This window comes from Pseudoalteromonas sp. T1lg24, assembly GCF_002964745.1.
GTDB lineage: Bacteria > Pseudomonadota > Gammaproteobacteria > Enterobacterales > Alteromonadaceae > Pseudoalteromonas > Pseudoalteromonas spongiae.
Genome location: NZ_PQCB01000018.1, coordinates 95,320 through 110,260, shown reverse-complemented (window position 1 = coordinate 110,260; position 14,941 = coordinate 95,320). Strand labels below are relative to the sequence as shown.

13 protein-coding genes, 1 other RNA gene and 1 pseudogene are annotated in these 14,941 nt (G+C 41.2%); 9 read left to right on the top strand and 6 right to left on the bottom strand.

What is annotated here, in order from left to right; genetic code table 11:
* Window positions 1-56: 56 nt before the first annotated feature.
* The 9 genes from C2M30_RS11435 (at window position 57) to C2M30_RS11395 (ending at window position 9,994) form a co-directional block, all read left to right on the top strand.
* Window positions 57-908, top strand: a complete 852-nt coding sequence (locus tag C2M30_RS11435) for a DUF3014 domain-containing protein (protein ID WP_105171715.1) — start codon at window positions 57-59, stop codon at window positions 906-908.
* A gap of 125 nt (window positions 909-1,033) precedes the next feature.
* An RNA gene (gene ffs / locus C2M30_RS11430) (signal recognition particle sRNA small type) lies at window positions 1,034-1,130 on the top strand.
* A gap of 516 nt (window positions 1,131-1,646) precedes the next feature.
* Window positions 1,647-2,903, top strand: a complete 1,257-nt coding sequence (locus C2M30_RS11425; RefSeq protein WP_105171714.1) for an efflux RND transporter periplasmic adaptor subunit — start codon at window positions 1,647-1,649, stop codon at window positions 2,901-2,903.
* A gap of 23 nt (window positions 2,904-2,926) precedes the next feature.
* Complete coding sequence (locus C2M30_RS11420; protein ID WP_010559735.1) at window positions 2,927-3,631, top strand: ABC transporter ATP-binding protein; 705 nt, start codon at window positions 2,927-2,929, stop codon at window positions 3,629-3,631.
* 2 nt (window positions 3,632-3,633) lie between these two features.
* Window positions 3,634-4,947 (top strand): ABC transporter permease, encoded by a 1,314-nt coding sequence (locus tag C2M30_RS11415; protein ID WP_105171713.1) that lies wholly within the window; start codon window positions 3,634-3,636, stop codon window positions 4,945-4,947.
* Window positions 4,948-4,957: 10 nt separating this feature from the next.
* Window positions 4,958-6,166, top strand: coding sequence for an ABC transporter permease (locus C2M30_RS11410; RefSeq protein WP_105171712.1), 1,209 nt, complete (start codon window positions 4,958-4,960; stop codon window positions 6,164-6,166).
* Between the two features lie 68 nt (window positions 6,167-6,234).
* Window positions 6,235-7,566, top strand: a complete 1,332-nt coding sequence (locus C2M30_RS11405; protein WP_105171711.1) for a sigma-54-dependent transcriptional regulator — start codon at window positions 6,235-6,237, stop codon at window positions 7,564-7,566.
* Between the two features lie 9 nt (window positions 7,567-7,575).
* On the top strand, window positions 7,576-8,898 hold the full coding sequence (locus C2M30_RS11400; RefSeq protein WP_105171710.1) for a sensor histidine kinase: 1,323 nt from the start codon (window positions 7,576-7,578) through the stop codon (window positions 8,896-8,898).
* Window positions 8,899-9,241: 343 nt separating this feature from the next.
* Window positions 9,242-9,994, top strand: a complete 753-nt coding sequence (locus C2M30_RS11395; RefSeq protein ID WP_158683386.1) for a hypothetical protein — start codon at window positions 9,242-9,244, stop codon at window positions 9,992-9,994.
* Window positions 9,995-10,010: 16 nt separating this feature from the next.
* Here C2M30_RS11395 and C2M30_RS11390 read toward each other — a convergent pair whose 3' ends face one another.
* From C2M30_RS11390 to dinG, 6 genes and pseudogenes are all read right to left on the bottom strand, one after another.
* Window positions 10,011-10,175 (bottom strand): YbaM family protein, encoded by a 165-nt coding sequence (locus tag C2M30_RS11390; RefSeq protein WP_010559741.1) that lies wholly within the window; start codon window positions 10,173-10,175, stop codon window positions 10,011-10,013.
* A complete protein-coding gene (locus tag C2M30_RS11385) occupies window positions 10,168-10,440 on the bottom strand; it encodes a late competence development ComFB family protein (protein ID WP_010559742.1) in 273 nt (90 codons plus the stop codon). Before C2M30_RS11385 ends, C2M30_RS11390 begins: the two co-directional genes overlap by 8 nt.
* Before the next feature lie 61 nt (window positions 10,441-10,501).
* Complete coding sequence (locus C2M30_RS11380; RefSeq protein WP_105171708.1) at window positions 10,502-11,398, bottom strand: histone deacetylase family protein; 897 nt, start codon at window positions 11,396-11,398, stop codon at window positions 10,502-10,504.
* Window positions 11,398-11,955: pseudogene (locus C2M30_RS11375) on the bottom strand (primosomal replication protein); the annotation flags it as partial. The gene C2M30_RS11380 and the pseudogene C2M30_RS11375, both read right to left, overlap by 1 nt.
* Window positions 11,956-11,985: 30 nt before the next feature.
* Window positions 11,986-12,762 (bottom strand): sulfite exporter TauE/SafE family protein, encoded by a 777-nt coding sequence (locus C2M30_RS11370; RefSeq protein ID WP_105171707.1) that lies wholly within the window; start codon window positions 12,760-12,762, stop codon window positions 11,986-11,988.
* Complete coding sequence (gene dinG, locus C2M30_RS11365) at window positions 12,762-14,834, bottom strand: ATP-dependent DNA helicase DinG (protein WP_105171706.1); 2,073 nt, start codon at window positions 14,832-14,834, stop codon at window positions 12,762-12,764. The genes C2M30_RS11370 and dinG overlap by 1 nt, the downstream gene beginning before the upstream one ends.
* Window positions 14,835-14,941 lie beyond the last annotated feature (107 nt).

Genomic DNA, 14,941 nt, shown 5'->3' with positions numbered 1-14,941 from the left:
TTATTGTTAATTTAGAGCACTTTAGATCTAAAATAAATATTTGAACAGTGAAAAATATGACAACGAATTCTCAAAATAAATTACCTTACATTGTCGGACTCTCTCTGGTAGCAATCGTGATTGCGGTAGCAGCCATGCAATTAATGAAAGGCGACAAACCAGTAGAGCCGGGTGAACGGCAAGTAATTGAATTGCCACAACCCACTGAGCCTGTAGAGACAGAGCAAGAAACACAAGTTGTGACCAACGATCCTGTAATTGAACCAGTTGTTGAGCAAGTGGTTGTAACTAAAGAGCCTGAAGTTGAAGAGCCAGTAACGCCAGAAGTGACACGTGTGTTGCCTTCGCTTGATGATAGCGATTCAGTTGTACGAGAGTCGCTAGCTGATGTTGTATCAGTGAACTTGTTAAAGCTTGTAGTTAGCGATGATTTAATTCGCCGCGCGGTGGTTTACACTGAAAACTTAGCAGACGGTAAGCTTGCTAAAAAGCATCAAATGTTTGTTGCGCCAAAAAAAGCGTTTAGCGTAAACGACGGTGCAATTATTACCGTAAATCCAGAGAGTTTTGAGCGCTATGATCCGTATGTCAGCTTATTGACTAAGCTTTCAGAAAAACAAATTATCGCATTAATTGATGAGTATAAGCCGCTGATCCAAGATGCTTATGACGAGATTGGTTTATCGGATTATGAATTTGAACAGCGCCTTGCACTGGCGATTCAGCATTTACTTGATACTCCAGCTGTTCCACTAGATACGCCGCTTACAAGTCAGTCTGTAACATATAAATATGCGGTACCTGAGTATGAAGCCTTATCTGATGCACAAAAACAGCTACTGCGTTTAGGTCCAGATAATATGGCGCAGGTGAAAACCAAGTTATCGCGTTTGTTAAAACAGCTTTAAGGTTAATTGTTGCGCAGTTGATTAGCATGCACAAAGTTTTGCTTGAACTTCATCAGTAAAATAGTGATAATCCCTGCGCGCAGTTGAGCAAAACCCTTTGTTTAACTGAGTTATTATGGTGATCTTATTGGTCCTCCCGCAATAATAGCGCGTGAATCTGGTCAGGCCCGGAAGGGAGCAGCCACAGCGTGTGACTTATGTGCCGGGATGTGGCTGGTAAGATTGCCACCCAACTTTTCTCGTTTACTTTTCAGTGTTTACCTTTTAAGTTTCTACTTTCTCATTGATTATTAGTTATATTTTCTTATTTTACTCCTTTACTTAACAGTCATTGTTAAATCGTTATACCTTGTATTTACTTAACACGTAGCAACGCAATACGCTTGTTTTGATTGTTGTGTTTCGAATACGTCTTTCTTATTTTTTGTTTTTGTTTGTGTCTTTCTGTTCCATCTAACTATTAGTTTTTATTCGGTTAATTGATGACACTTTAAAAGTGTCCGTTGCGGACACTTTTTCTGTCCGCGGACAATCTGATTTTTGCATGTTCAAATTTAACTTATTGAAATTGTTCTAAATTAAAATTTGGCATGCAACTGGTATTAAGTTAATCAGTTTATCGTTTAGGAATAGAACAATGGTAGTAATGTCCGCTTTCTTTATTGTGCCAGCGTTTATGTTATTGGCTTCATTGTTTATCAGCGTACTTGAACAACACACACGATTTTAGGGAAAAACATGATTAAAGATACCAGTGGCCAAGATCAAGTAATCAAACAAAAGCCAAAACTATTAAAACCGGCTTTAGCAATTACGTTGATGCTATCTGTTGTTACATGGACGGGGTTTGCCATGTTTAACAGCGATAACGCCAGCATGTCGATAGATAAAGCGCAGCTGCAGTTAGCAAAAGTAGAGCGTGGTAACCTTGTACGTGATGTTGCTGCAACCGGTAAAATTGTAGCGGCGAATGCACCAAAAGCGTATAGCCCTGAACAAGGTTTTGTCTCATTGAATGTAAAAGCAGGCGACACAGTTGAAAAAGGTCAAGTGATTGCTGAGGTTGAAAGTCCTGAGCTTAACAATAGCTTAAAACAACAAGAGTCAGAATTGGCTAGGCTCAAGGGCGAACTTGCACGAAGTGAACTGGCGGCCAGACGTCACGCCTTAGCACTTACTAAAACACTTGATTTAGCCCAAGTAGAGCTAAACGCAGCAGAGCGCGAAAATCGCCGCGCTCAACTTTCAATTGAAAAGCGTTTGATCAGCCAAATCGATTTAGAAAAAGCGGTTGATGATTTAGCCAAAGCCAAGCTCACTTATAAACATGCGCAACAAGAAGTTGAGTTGGCAAAAGATACCTTGTCATTCGAGCTTCAATCATCAAAAAGCCAAGTAGCAAGGCAGCAGCTGGTGGTTGATGAGTTGCAGCGTAAAGTGGGAAATTTAGCAATAAAAGCCAGTGTATCGGGCATTGTTGGTAATTTATTGGTACAGCCAAAGGCGATGGTGGTAAAAAATCAAGCCTTGTTAACGCTTGTTGATTTATCGGCATTTGAAGCTGAGCTGCAAGTGCCAGAAAGCTATGCGAATGACTTAGGCATAGGCATGACGGTTGAATTAAAAATTGGTTCAGAGCAAATAACAGGGCAACTTTCGGCAATTTCGCCAGAAGTAAACAATCGTGAAGTGACCACTCGAGTGCGTTTTGAAACCAGCGATATTAGTAATATTCGTCAAAACCAACGATTGTCAGGGCGCATTCTACTTGAAAACCGAAGTGATATTTTAATGGTAAGACGCGGTGGGTTTTTAAATGCTGGGGGTTATGTTGCATATAAAATAAACGGCGACCTTGCACAAAAAATCGAAATTACCACGGGCGTTACCAGTATTAATCATGTAGAGGTGTTAGCCGGGTTAGACGTAGGCGACGAAATAATTATTTCAAACTACGACACATTCAAAAACGCGGATGCGCTATTGCTACGCTAATCAACAGGAAAGAAGGCAAAAAAATGTTAAAAATGAATAATATAAGCAAGGTGTATCAAACAGAAATGGTACAAACTCATGCACTTCGTGATTTTAATTTAAGTGTTGAAGAAGGGGAATTTATTGCTGTTACAGGGCCATCGGGTTCAGGCAAAACGACCTTTTTAAATATCGCAGGCATGCTAGAGCCATTTACCAGCGGCGAGTATTTATTAGATGGTATTGATGTTGGTAAGTTAAATGACAATCAACGTGCAGATCTGCGCAATCAAAAAATTGGGTTTATTTTCCAAGGATTTAATTTAATTCCAGACCTTAATTTATATGAAAACATCGAAGTGCCATTGCGCTACCGCGGGATTAAAGCTGCAGAGCGAAAACGCCGTATTGAACAATGTTTAGAGCAAGTGGGACTTGCAAGTCGCGCGAAACATTTACCGCAGCAACTTTCTGGTGGACAACAACAGCGGGTTGCAATTGCCCGTGCCCTTGCCGGTGAGCCTCGTTTTTTACTTGCCGATGAACCAACAGGTAACTTAGACAGCTTAATGGCACGCCAAGTAATGGAATTACTAGAGCAAATCAATCGCGATGGCGCAACCATTATTATGGTTACTCATGATGCAGAGCTCGCACGTCGTGCACCACGCAACATCCAAGTTGTTGACGGTCAGCTTGCCGATTTTACCTTGTATCAAGGTAATCCTAATGTGGCTGTAGGAGCATAACCATGTTGGGTCATTATATTGATTTAAGCTGGCGGAGCTTCAAGCGAACACCGCTTGTTAGCTTTTTAATGGTGCTGGCAATTGCTATTGGCATAGGTGTCACTATGACGAGTCTATCTGTGTATCACATGATGTCGATGGACCCAATTCCCAATAAAAGTAATAAGTTGTTTGCTGTTCAATTGCAAATTATGGATGAGGTTGAAACATGGTTCTCGTCAGATGATTTGCCTTATCAGTTAACCTATAAAGATACAACTAATCTGCTCAATGCAGATTTACCGTACAAACGCGCAGCCATGATGAAAACGGGATTTTCGGTACATTTAAACTCAGATAAGGTTAAACCGTTTTTGGAAACTACCCGCGTCATTTCGCGTGATGCATTTGAAATGTTTAATTTATCGTTTATTCATGGCGGTGTATGGAGTATTGAGCAAGAAGAAAGTGCTGCACCTGTGGTGGTGATATCTCAAAGCATGAGTAAAAAGCTATTTGGCAGCGACAACAGTGTCGGCCAAACGCTTTATCTTGACGATCTCAGTATGCGCGTTGTCGGTGTGATTAAAGACTGGCAGTTACACGTTAAATATTATGATTTAAACAATGGTTCATTTAACGACCCCGAACAAATTTTTATCCCGTTTTCGTTAATTAAAGCGAATGAAATTAATACCTGGGGTAATACCAATGGTTGGAAGCATGAAGTTGTAAAAACGTTTACAGATAAATTAAATTCAGAAAAAGTATGGTTACAGTTTTGGGTGCAGCTCAATAACGCCGCTGAAAAGCAAGCTTACAGTGAATATTTGGCAAACTATATTGCACAGCAGCAAACTCAAGGGCGCTTTAACCGTAAAAATGCCGAGTACAAACTAAGAGATGTAAATGAGTGGATTGCTTACTGGGAAGTTGTGAACGAAGACAACAAAATAATGGTTGCACTGAGCTTTATGTTTTTGGCGGTATGTATTGCCAATATTTTAGGGCTGCTGCTCGCTAAGTTTTTACGTCGTGCACCTGAAGTTGGTGTTAGGCGCGCGCTAGGCGCAAGCAAACGTCAGGTGTTTTATCAGCATATTGTTGAAGTGGCGATGCTTGGTTTATTTGGCGGCGTAGTCGGGATTTTAATTGCACAACTTGGCCTTTTGGGTATTCGCCAAAGTTATAGTTATTACGACAGTCTTGCCAATATGGACTTTATTATGTTGCTAACCGCGCCGGTGATTGCGATTGTTGCGTGCATAATAGCGGCATTGTATCCCGCTTGGCTGGTGTGCAAAACTAATCCATCGACGTATTTGAAAACCCAATAAGGACCGTATTATGTTAGAAATTAAGCCTATTTTTAATGCGCTGTTACGCTCCAAAGTGGGAGCTGTGTTATTGCTTATTCAAATTGCAATTACCACTGCAATCGTCAGTAACGCCGCGTTTATTATTAACGACCGTATTGAATATTTAAATCAACCCACCGGCTACCAAGAAGACAACATGTTTAAATTTAATGTGATGATGTTTGGTACCGATGTGGATTTAATCCAGCAGGTTGAACTTGATGAAGTGACGTTGCGTCAAATGCCAGGTGTTGTAAATGCCGTGCATATAAACGCTGTACCTTTATCTGGCGGCGGTTCTTCAACGACATTTCGTTTAAAGCCTGCGCCTGATAAAGCGAAAACAGATAACGCCAGTTATTTTGAAACCGATGAGCATGGTTTAGATACATTGGGTGTAGAGCTTATCGCAGGGCGCAACTTTACCCAAGACGAAGTTGTTATAAATCGAGATTTTAGCAAACACCCGAATGTGGCATTAGCGACAAAAGCATTGATGGACGAGTTTTTCCCCGATGGCGACGGGCTAGGTAAAATTCTGTATATGGGCGACCAACCGCTAAAAGTGGTTGGTATTATCGGCATGATGAAAGGCCCATGGTTAAAGTTAGAAGAGCGCAAAGATAAATCAGTAATTTTGCCATTGCTATACCCTCATAAGTTACAGCAATTTTTAGTACGCACTGAACCGGGTCAACGCGCTGAGGTAATGAAGCAAATTGAAAGCGTTATGCATCAAAGCTACGGCAAACGCGTTATTCAAGACTTAACAGGGTTAGATAAGAAAAAAGCGAATTATGTAGCGGAAGATTTATTAATGATGCGTATGTTGGTGATTCTAATCAGTGTACTGGTATTAGTGACCGCGCTAGGTATTTTTGGTTTAACCCTGTTTAATATTAATAAGCGTACAAAACAAATAGGTACACGACGTGCCCTAGGCGCGCGAAAATCCGCAATTGTTAAGTTTTTTGTGGTTGAAAATAGCATTATTTGTTTGGCTGGCTTAGTGTTAGGTGTGTGTGGCGCAGTCGTATTAGGCCAACAATTAATGACGCAATACTCGGTACCAGCGCTATCGTATGAGTATGTAGCAATCACCGCGTTAGGCGTATTTGTGATGAGCTTACTTGCAGTAATCGGCCCAGCTAAGCGCGCGGCCAATATTGCGCCAAGTATTGCGACACGAACGATTTAACCATTTGCAATGTCTTCGTGCTACACTCAGAACCGTCGGTGTAGCACGAATAAATAAAAGAAAAACAAATGGATAAAATTCTAATCATTGATGATAACCCAGCCGTTCTTGATGCATTATCACTGCTTTTGGAAATTCATGGCTATGATGTTGTAACGGCCAAAACGCCGTTTGAGGCAGAGCAAACGGTACGTTATCAACGTATCGCGTTGGCGATTCAAGACATGAACTTTGCCGCTGATACCACCTCTGGAGAAGAGGGAATTAGCCTTTTCTATACGCTACGTCAATTAAATGCCAACCTACCGATCATTCTCATTACAGCCTGGACTGAACTTGAAACCGCAATCGAGTTAGTTAAAGCAGGCGCTGCTGATTACATTGCCAAACCATGGGATGACAACAAGTTACTTACCACCATTGCAAATTTAGTCGCGTTAGGCAAAGCGCAGCAAGATAATGCAGTATTAGCGCGGCAGCACGATGAACGCCACTTACCACATCAACAAGCTAATTTAGCAGGGCTGATCTATGCAAGTACCGCGATGGAGCGGGTGGTAGACATGGCACTGCAATTAGCTAAGTCAGATGTATCTGTGTTGATCACAGGCCCTAATGGCAGTGGTAAAGAGCGCATCGCTGAAATTATTCAACTTAACTCAAATTTAGCCCATCAGCCATTTATTAAAGTGAATGCAGGCGCATTACCCGGCGAGTTAATTGAAGCCGAGTTATTTGGCGCGGAAGCGGGTGCCTACACCGGCGCCAATAAGCAGCGTATTGGACGTTTTGAGGCAGCCGATGGTGGTACTTTATTTTTAGATGAAATTGGTAATTTACCACCTTCAGGTCAAATGAAGCTATTACGCGTGCTGCAAACCGGCGAGTTTGAACGTTTGGGTTCAGTACAAACAAAGCAGGTTAAAGTACGGGTTATTTCGGCAACCAATGCTGATTTACAGCACGATATTAAAGCGGGGCGCTTTAGAGAAGATCTCTATTATCGCCTCAATGTCATTGAGTTACGCCTGCCGCCGCTGGCTGAGCGAAAAGACGATATTATGCCGCTCGTTAAACACTTTTTACCAAACCGAGAATGTGGATTGGCGACTGAACAAGCGTTGATAAATTACCCTTGGCCAGGCAATGTACGCGAGCTTGAAAATGCCTGTAAACGCGCTGCAGTACTAAAGCCAAGTGGTCCATTAGCATTAGCGGATTTTGGCTTGGCAACAGCAACGAACGAGGTAAAAGCTGCGCTTAATCACGAGCCAAATAAAATAGAAATCGAAGCGGCGATGCGCGAATATCACGGTGTTATTGCAAAGGTGGCTCGCCATTTTGGCTTATCTCGCCAAGCGCTTTATCGTCGTTTGCAAAAGTTTGATATTGAGTATTGATAACATATTATGAAAACTGTTTTTGCTCACTATCGTACCCAAACCAAATTGCAATTGGCGGTTGTAATAAGCCTTATTCTGGTGCTGATCCCATTATTACTGGTACTGGATGTCTCGCTGAAACAAAGTGTCGTGGTTATATTAATTACTTTATGCGCGGCATGGTTTATTAGCGGCTTACTCACGCAATCGGTCAGTTCAGGGATTCAAGCCCTTGAAACCGGATTGTTAAATTTCAAAGACGGTGAATTTTCTAGCCTGCTAGCATACGATGCGCCAGATGAATTAGGCCGCCTTTGCCACATTTACAATCAAACAGCGGACCATTTACGCCAAGAAAAGCAGTGGATTTATCAGCGAGAATTAATGTTGGACAAAGTACTGCAATCTTCTCCTCAAGCCTTGGTACTGATTGATAGCAATGATTATGTGGTGTTTAGTAACCACAGTGCTAATCGATTATTTAATAGTGAACACAAACTTGAAGGCTTACAGCGTGAAGAACTCTACAGCGCCGCCAATGAACAAATAAAACAAGCAATGGAAGCGGGCAGAGATGGCTTGTTCCATTTACAGCACGAAAAAGATGAAAGTGAAACATGGCATCTGTCTACAGGGCAATTTCTATTAAACAATCACCAACACCGCTTGTATATTTTTAAACAGCTTACGCGCGAATTAAGTCGTCAGGAAGTCGCGGTATGGAAGAAAGTGATACGTATTATTAGCCATGAATTAAATAACTCGCTAGGGCCAATGTCATCGATGTTGCACAGTGGCAAATTGTTATCGCAAAATGTGGATGAGCCGCGATTAGGACGTGTGTTCTCAACATTGCAGGAGCGGATCAGTCACCTGAATGAGTTTGTCCAGGGGTATGGTAAGTTTGCCAAGCTACCGCTGCCAAAATTGGAGTTGCTTGATTGGCAAAGTATGCTGAGTAATGTGCAGCAGCAATATGCATTTAAACTTGACGGGCACGTGCCAAAGCTCCGATGTTTTGCTGATCATATTCAACTTGAACAATTGTTGATTAACTTACTCAAAAACGCTCATGAATCCGGTTCGAAACCGGAAGAAATTGCGGTTAGTATTGAAAATAAACAAAGTGGCACCGTTATCAGCGTGATCGATGCGGGCCCCGGCATGAGCGAAGCAGTTATGGCAAGCGCATTAATTCCATTTTACTCAACGAAAGCCAGTGGCAGCGGTTTAGGTTTGGCGCTGTGTCGTGAAATTGCCGAAGCTCATCATGGCCAGCTCAGTTTGCATAATCGTTCAGGTGGCAAAACGGGCTTAGTGGTAAAAGTATTTTTACCTCATGTAAAATAAATAGGTAGTCACTGAAGGTGTTAAATCACCTTTGATCTTCTTTTATCAAGGTGATTTATAACTTAGGCTGTTGTTTGTATCAAAAGCATAAGCTAAACAAAATATAAACAGACCTAGGTTACAATAACTAAAACCGGTTGTTTGTCCCCAAATTATGCAGCGTGTCTCTAATCAATGGCTTCTTTTATAAAATTTTGTTAAATTTTTATGACTGGTTTAGATAAACAGCAATAAGCACGTTAAATATTACTTCCCCAGCAGGTTACCTTTGAAATTCCCGTTCACTAAATTTAGCATTTTTATTTTTATTTGTTGGTGTTTGCCAGCCACAGCAAAAATAATATTGCACACTGATAATGCACATGATTTAGCAAGCTTTAAACAAAGTGACATGCGCAGCTTATCGTCTGAAACAAATATCTTAGCCTTAACACAGCAAACGCATAAATTACATTTTGAGTTTGTGCCACTTAAGCGTTCGTTAAAGTTTATGGCAAAAGGCCAATCGATTTGCATTACGAATAAAATCAAAACGCATCAGCGCGCTCAGCAATTTATCTTTAGTAAACCCATTAATTTGTTTTTGGGCAGACGGCTCTATCAGCTCTCAGATTTATCATCGCAAGGTATTAACGAGCCGATTAGTTTGGCTGAATTGTTTGTGCAGTATCCACAACGACGCTTAATTGTGTCAGACCAGATTTCATACGGCGATAAATTAGATCAGCAAATTACCAAATTGCCTGAGCAAAACAAGATTGTGCGACACGGTGCATCTCATGTGCAAGGTATACTGGATATGTTTAGCGAAAAACGCGGTGAATACGCGCTTTTTTATCCACTCGAAATGAGTGCGAAGCAATGGCAAGAATCAACGGTAAGTTATACGGTTGCGGGCATTGAACCATATCTTTTAGGCCGTTTAATGTGTGTAAATAACTCGGAAACACGGCAGTTTATTAAAAAAGTGAATAAGCAAATTGATACATTAAATCAAGATGGGGCGTTATTGCGTGCTCATCTTAAATACTATCATAGTGATTTTCATCAAGACGTCACACGCTTTGTAACTGCTGAGTTTTTAGCGCCGCACTAGTTAACCAAAATACGGGTTAAGTCGTTTGCTCTTGGCATTTTTGCTTAAAGTCTTTTTGTACAATTTCAAGCGCTTGCAGTACGGTTTTAGCATCAAGCTCATGTTGTTCTAGCAGCATTATTAAATCCACCGCTAATTGAACGTGTTTAGGCGCGTTTGCTAGGGTATTACTTTCAGTCATCACTGTTACCGCGTTTTGCAACGGCAGCGGTTGCAAACTCAATCGCGTCTCTTACGCGCTGTTCCATTTCTAAGCGTTCACTTTGCGATGAATAAAACGCCATATCCACTTCAAAGCGAATGTATCGTGATGGCAATTGATTCAATGCAGTACAACAAAAATCAGCCAATGTGTCGTTGTCATACTTAGCTTCAATTTTTTGCTTTTCAATTTCGTCGATTAATAATTTTTCGTAATAATTATGAATATCGTCATGTAATTTCATGCTATTCCTTAAGATTACTTAATGTGACTGTTCTTAGTATTGCTTATATCTTAGGAATCGTCTATCCATTTGTCATGCTTAAATATAGTTGTTTATGAACATTTACTAGGTTGTCAACATTTCGCTGGTAACCGCCACCTGACGCCGTAAAAAGAGGGAGATCATGAGATACACAAAACGAGATCACGCTTTGTTCGCGTTGTTTTACGCCCGCTAAACTGACGTTGAAATAGCCCAGCTCGTCGCCGCTATAAATATCGGCTCCCGCATTGTAGAGCACGATATCAGGTTGCTCTATGAGCAATGTAAGTAAGCATTGCTGTAACATGGTTTGGTATTCTTGGTCATTAGCGTGTTTATTGAGCGTAAAATCGTAATCTGAATGTTGCTTTTTGGCTGGGAAGTTTTGCTCACAGTGCAATGAAATTGTGACGATATCGTCCATCGCTTGTGCGCATACCGCTGAACCATCACCTTGGTGTACATCAAGGTCGAGAATAACAACTTTGCTTACTAGGTTGTTATCAAGTAAATGGCGAGCGGCAATTACCAAATCATTAAAAATGCAAAAGCCACTACCAAAGCTAGGGAAGCTATGGTGATAGCCGCCGCTTATTTGACTTGCGATTTGTGTTTCAAGCGCAAGCTTTGCTCCTTGAATTGATGCGCCAATTGAATAAAGCGTGCGTTCAACAAGTTGTGGCGACCACGGAAATCCCATTTTACGTATCGCTTTTGGCTCAAGGATGCCTGTTACAAACTGTTGTACAAAAATAGGGCAGTGTACTTTGCTAATATCATCTAAACTTGCTTTTTCGGGCGTGATAAAGCGAAATTGCTCAGCCAATTCTTGCTTAATAAACTGGTAGAGCAATTGGTATTTTTCAATTGGAAAGCGATGGTTTTCGGGCAGTGATAAAGATGAGTAACTAGGGTGATAGAAAATCGGTATGGTCATTATCGGTTTGATTTCTCCGCTAGTTGAATTTTTTCCTCGACGGCCGTAATGGCCTTACGGCAACGGCCCAACCTACCATGTAGCACAAGGATTTCGTTATTTAACTCTTTGGCGCGCTCAGCACTGCAGTTTATTTTCTCGTTTTGCCTAAGTTCAATCATTTCTTGTAAGCGACGCTCAAACTCATGGTTTTGAGATAGTTCACGATACAACTCTTGCGATGATTGAATGATTTTTTTAACTACTTTTTTATAGCGAGTAACTGGCTTAAATTGTTGTTCTTTTTGCCAAACGCTGGTAGCTTTTAATGCAGTGATAATAGCGTCAATTTGCTGTGAAATTGACTCAAGGGCAAAACGCTGGGCATGTCTTCGTTCGCTTGAGGGAAGTGCGTCGATATTATCAAATACTTCATTTAAGTAATCGCTTAACTTTACGCTTTTAGTGCGAAATAGGTGGTGTTCAAATAAACCGTGTTGGTTTTTTACAAAGCGTTCATTTTTAAATAAATTTTGCTGGTCAAACTGTTGGCAGCTAACTTTTAAGCGTTCAACTTGGTTTTTAAGCGTTTCGACTTGTGCACTTTTTTAAGCATAGACATCTAAAATTAATTTTATGGCCAACACAATGACAACGGTATTGAACACAGGTTTAATTAACTTGCTGCCGAATTTTATTGCCGAATGTGCGCCTATCCATGCACCAAGCATGATAAATGCGCCCATGGTTAAACCTAACATAAAATGCACATGGCCAAGTGCAATAAAGGTAGCTAGCGATACCACATTACTAATGAAGTTCATCGAACGTGCTAAACCGCAATTAAGCAATATACCCATTTTATACAAAAAGCTGTTTGAAGCGGTCCAAAATGTGCCTGCACCAGGCCCTGCAACGCCATCGTAAAAGCCAAGAATAAGCCCTTGCCAGCTTTGCTTTACTTTTAGCTGTGAGTTTTGACTTGGCAACTGCATATTTTCTGCGAATTGGCTTTTATTAAATAAGCTATATATTGCCACCACAATAATCACCACAGGAAGCAACAAGTTAAGAAACTCTTGGGTAAGAAAATCAACAATTAATGTACCAAAGATTGCACCTAGGGCAGTCGCACAGGCTGATACCAGCCAAAAGCGTGGGTTAAAAAGCTTTTTTTTGTAATACGTAAAACTTGCTGTAAATGACCCAAAACTAGCGGCTAGTTTGTTGGTACCGAGTGCTAAATGCGGTGGCAGGCCAGCGGTCAAAAGGGCAGGCACGGTTAACATACCGCCACCACCGGCAACAGCGTCTATAAACCCTGCGGCCAATGCTGCGGAGCAAAGCACAAGCCAAGTTGTTGGCTCTAAAGCTAGTTCTATCATTAATACTCGATTTTTCGTTTGAACGGGGGCAGCGAATCTAACATGGCTTTACCGTAGCGCTTGGTAACTAAGCGTCTGTCTAAAATGGTTATTTCACCACTATCAGATTCTTTACGAAGCAGTCTACCACAGCTTTGTACTAATTTCTTTGCCGCTTCGGGTACGGTGATAGACAAAAATGGATTACCACCTTTCGTTTCGATATATTCACTTTGTGCTTGCTCTATCGGCGAGGTGGGCACTGCAAATGGGATTTTGGTGATGATCAAGTTTGTCAGTAAATCACCTGGTAGGTCTAACCCTTCTGAAAAACTTTGGGTGCCAAACAAAATTGACCCTTTTCCATTTTTAACTTTGTCGCGATGAAGCGTAAGTAACGCATCGCGAGAGGCCTCTCCTTGCAGTAATAAACTGAAACCTTTTTTTCTAAGACCCTCTGCCACTTGGTTCATTTGCCAATAAGAGGCAAATAACACTAAGTTTGCTTGATCTTTTTTAATGTAATTGGGCAGAGTTTTAATTAACTCGTCGCTGAATTCTTTATGATTTGGCTCTTTGCTGATGTTAGGAATAGTCAGCACTGCATTTTCTTTATAATCAAAAGGCGATTGTGCTTTGATGTACTTAACCCCTTCGATAGGTTTCAAGCCCGCTTCAAAAGCAAAGTGGTCAAATGAACCAAGTGCCGATAAGGTAGCGGAGCAAAGCACCGCACCTGCACATTCTTGCCATAGCTTATCGTGTAAATAATAGCCGACTTGAATAGGGCAGTCTGCTAACAGATAATCAACGTGATTTTTGTATTCAAGTTGCTTAAGCCAGCGTGCATGGGGAGGATTTGATTGTTCAATAGATAAGTTTCCCCATAACTTAGCGAAGCCATCTAGGCGCGTTAAGTAATGCCCGCTTTCAGATAGCAGTGGCTCGGCGACTTTTTTACTTACGTCGCCATCAGACAAATCTAAGGTAAGCGCGTCGTGCATTTTGGTAAGAAACTTAAGCATGTTGTTTGATGATTGCTTTAAATCTTTCACCCAATTGCTGATACCTTTTGGTAACTGCCCTTGCTCAAAACGGTGCACATTATCTTCATTAAATTCAAAGTAATTATCGGCAAAAAACGTTTTCACATTTTTTAAGTCTTTTGCACTGTCGTTGATGGCATCTGCAAGTTTAAAGTTGAGACCCGTTGCCCGTGTTGAGCTAATCGCATTAGCCATTTTTTGGTTAAATTTAGCTAGCTTATCTAACCACTCTAAAGTAGCTACTAAAGTACTTGATGCGGATGAAAAGTCGCGTGCCACTTGTGGTAAATGATGTGCTTCATCGATTACGTAAATACTGTCTGCAGGTTCGGGTAAAATAACCCCACCACCGAGTTCTAGATCAGCGAGTAATAATGAGTGGTTTACAATAATCACATCAGCTTTAGCTAAACGATCGCGAGCACTATGAAACGGACAGTGTGCATGGCTAGCTAATTGACGTTGGCATGAGTGTTTGTCACTTTGAATTAAACGCCATACATTGTCGGAGATGACTTTAGGCCAAGTATCTTTATCGCCTTGCCATGTGCCTTTCTTATAGGCGGCTTGCAGTTGTTTTAAACTATCTTGCTCTTTTTCATTCAGTGGCGCATCGGTGGTCGCTAAGAAATTAAGCTGCGATGGATCATCAACGAGCGCGTTGTATAAACGTTCGGCGCAAACATAACGCTGACGTCCCTTTGCGAGCTCAAAGCTAATTTCAATCCCTGAGTTCTTTGCAAAAAATGGCAGTTCTTTATTGATTAGTTGCTCTTGTAACGCAACTGTGGCGGTTGAAATGATTAGGCTCTTTTTGTGCTGCTTTGCGTAGGGAATAGCTCCGATACAATATGCTAACGATTTCCCTGTACCTGTGCCTGCTTCTATTACCGCAATGCGCTCTGTGCGATGGTAGTTTCCCGCTAAGGTTTTAGCGATTTCTGCCACTAAGTAATTTTGACTCGGACGTGAGCGGTAATCAGGTAATTTGGCTGCAATATTAGTATGAATAGTACGAATGGTTTTTTTTAGGGAGTCAGCCAGCATGTTAGGTCCGAGAAAAGGCGTTTTTGCGATTTTAAAGGTGCTTGTAATTAATAACAATGCAATACAGTCATTTTTTCTTTTGTTAGACTATCGCGATAATCAAGTTT

Bases quoted from the DNA above. Each gene is read 5' to 3' on its own strand.
- C2M30_RS11380 (WP_105171708.1), bottom strand. From the start codon at position 11,398: ATGACCATACCGATTTTCTATCACCCTAGTTACTCATCTTTATCACTG.
- dinG (WP_105171706.1), bottom strand. From the start codon at position 14,834: ATGCTGGCTGACTCCCTAAAAAAAACCATTCGTACTATTCATACTAAT.
- C2M30_RS11415 (WP_105171713.1), top strand. From the start codon at position 3,634: ATGTTGGGTCATTATATTGATTTAAGCTGGCGGAGCTTCAAGCGAACA.
- C2M30_RS11435 (WP_105171715.1), top strand. From the start codon at position 57: ATGACAACGAATTCTCAAAATAAATTACCTTACATTGTCGGACTCTCT.
- C2M30_RS11405 (WP_105171711.1), top strand. From the start codon at position 6,235: ATGGATAAAATTCTAATCATTGATGATAACCCAGCCGTTCTTGATGCA.
- C2M30_RS11410 (WP_105171712.1), top strand. From the start codon at position 4,958: ATGTTAGAAATTAAGCCTATTTTTAATGCGCTGTTACGCTCCAAAGTG.
- C2M30_RS11370 (WP_105171707.1), bottom strand. From the start codon at position 12,762: ATGATAGAACTAGCTTTAGAGCCAACAACTTGGCTTGTGCTTTGCTCC.
- C2M30_RS11390 (WP_010559741.1), bottom strand. From the start codon at position 10,175: ATGACTGAAAGTAATACCCTAGCAAACGCGCCTAAACACGTTCAATTA.
- C2M30_RS11425 (WP_105171714.1), top strand. From the start codon at position 1,647: ATGATTAAAGATACCAGTGGCCAAGATCAAGTAATCAAACAAAAGCCA.
- C2M30_RS11385 (WP_010559742.1), bottom strand. From the start codon at position 10,440: ATGAAATTACATGACGATATTCATAATTATTACGAAAAATTATTAATC.
- C2M30_RS11400 (WP_105171710.1), top strand. From the start codon at position 7,576: ATGAAAACTGTTTTTGCTCACTATCGTACCCAAACCAAATTGCAATTG.
- C2M30_RS11420 (WP_010559735.1), top strand. From the start codon at position 2,927: ATGTTAAAAATGAATAATATAAGCAAGGTGTATCAAACAGAAATGGTA.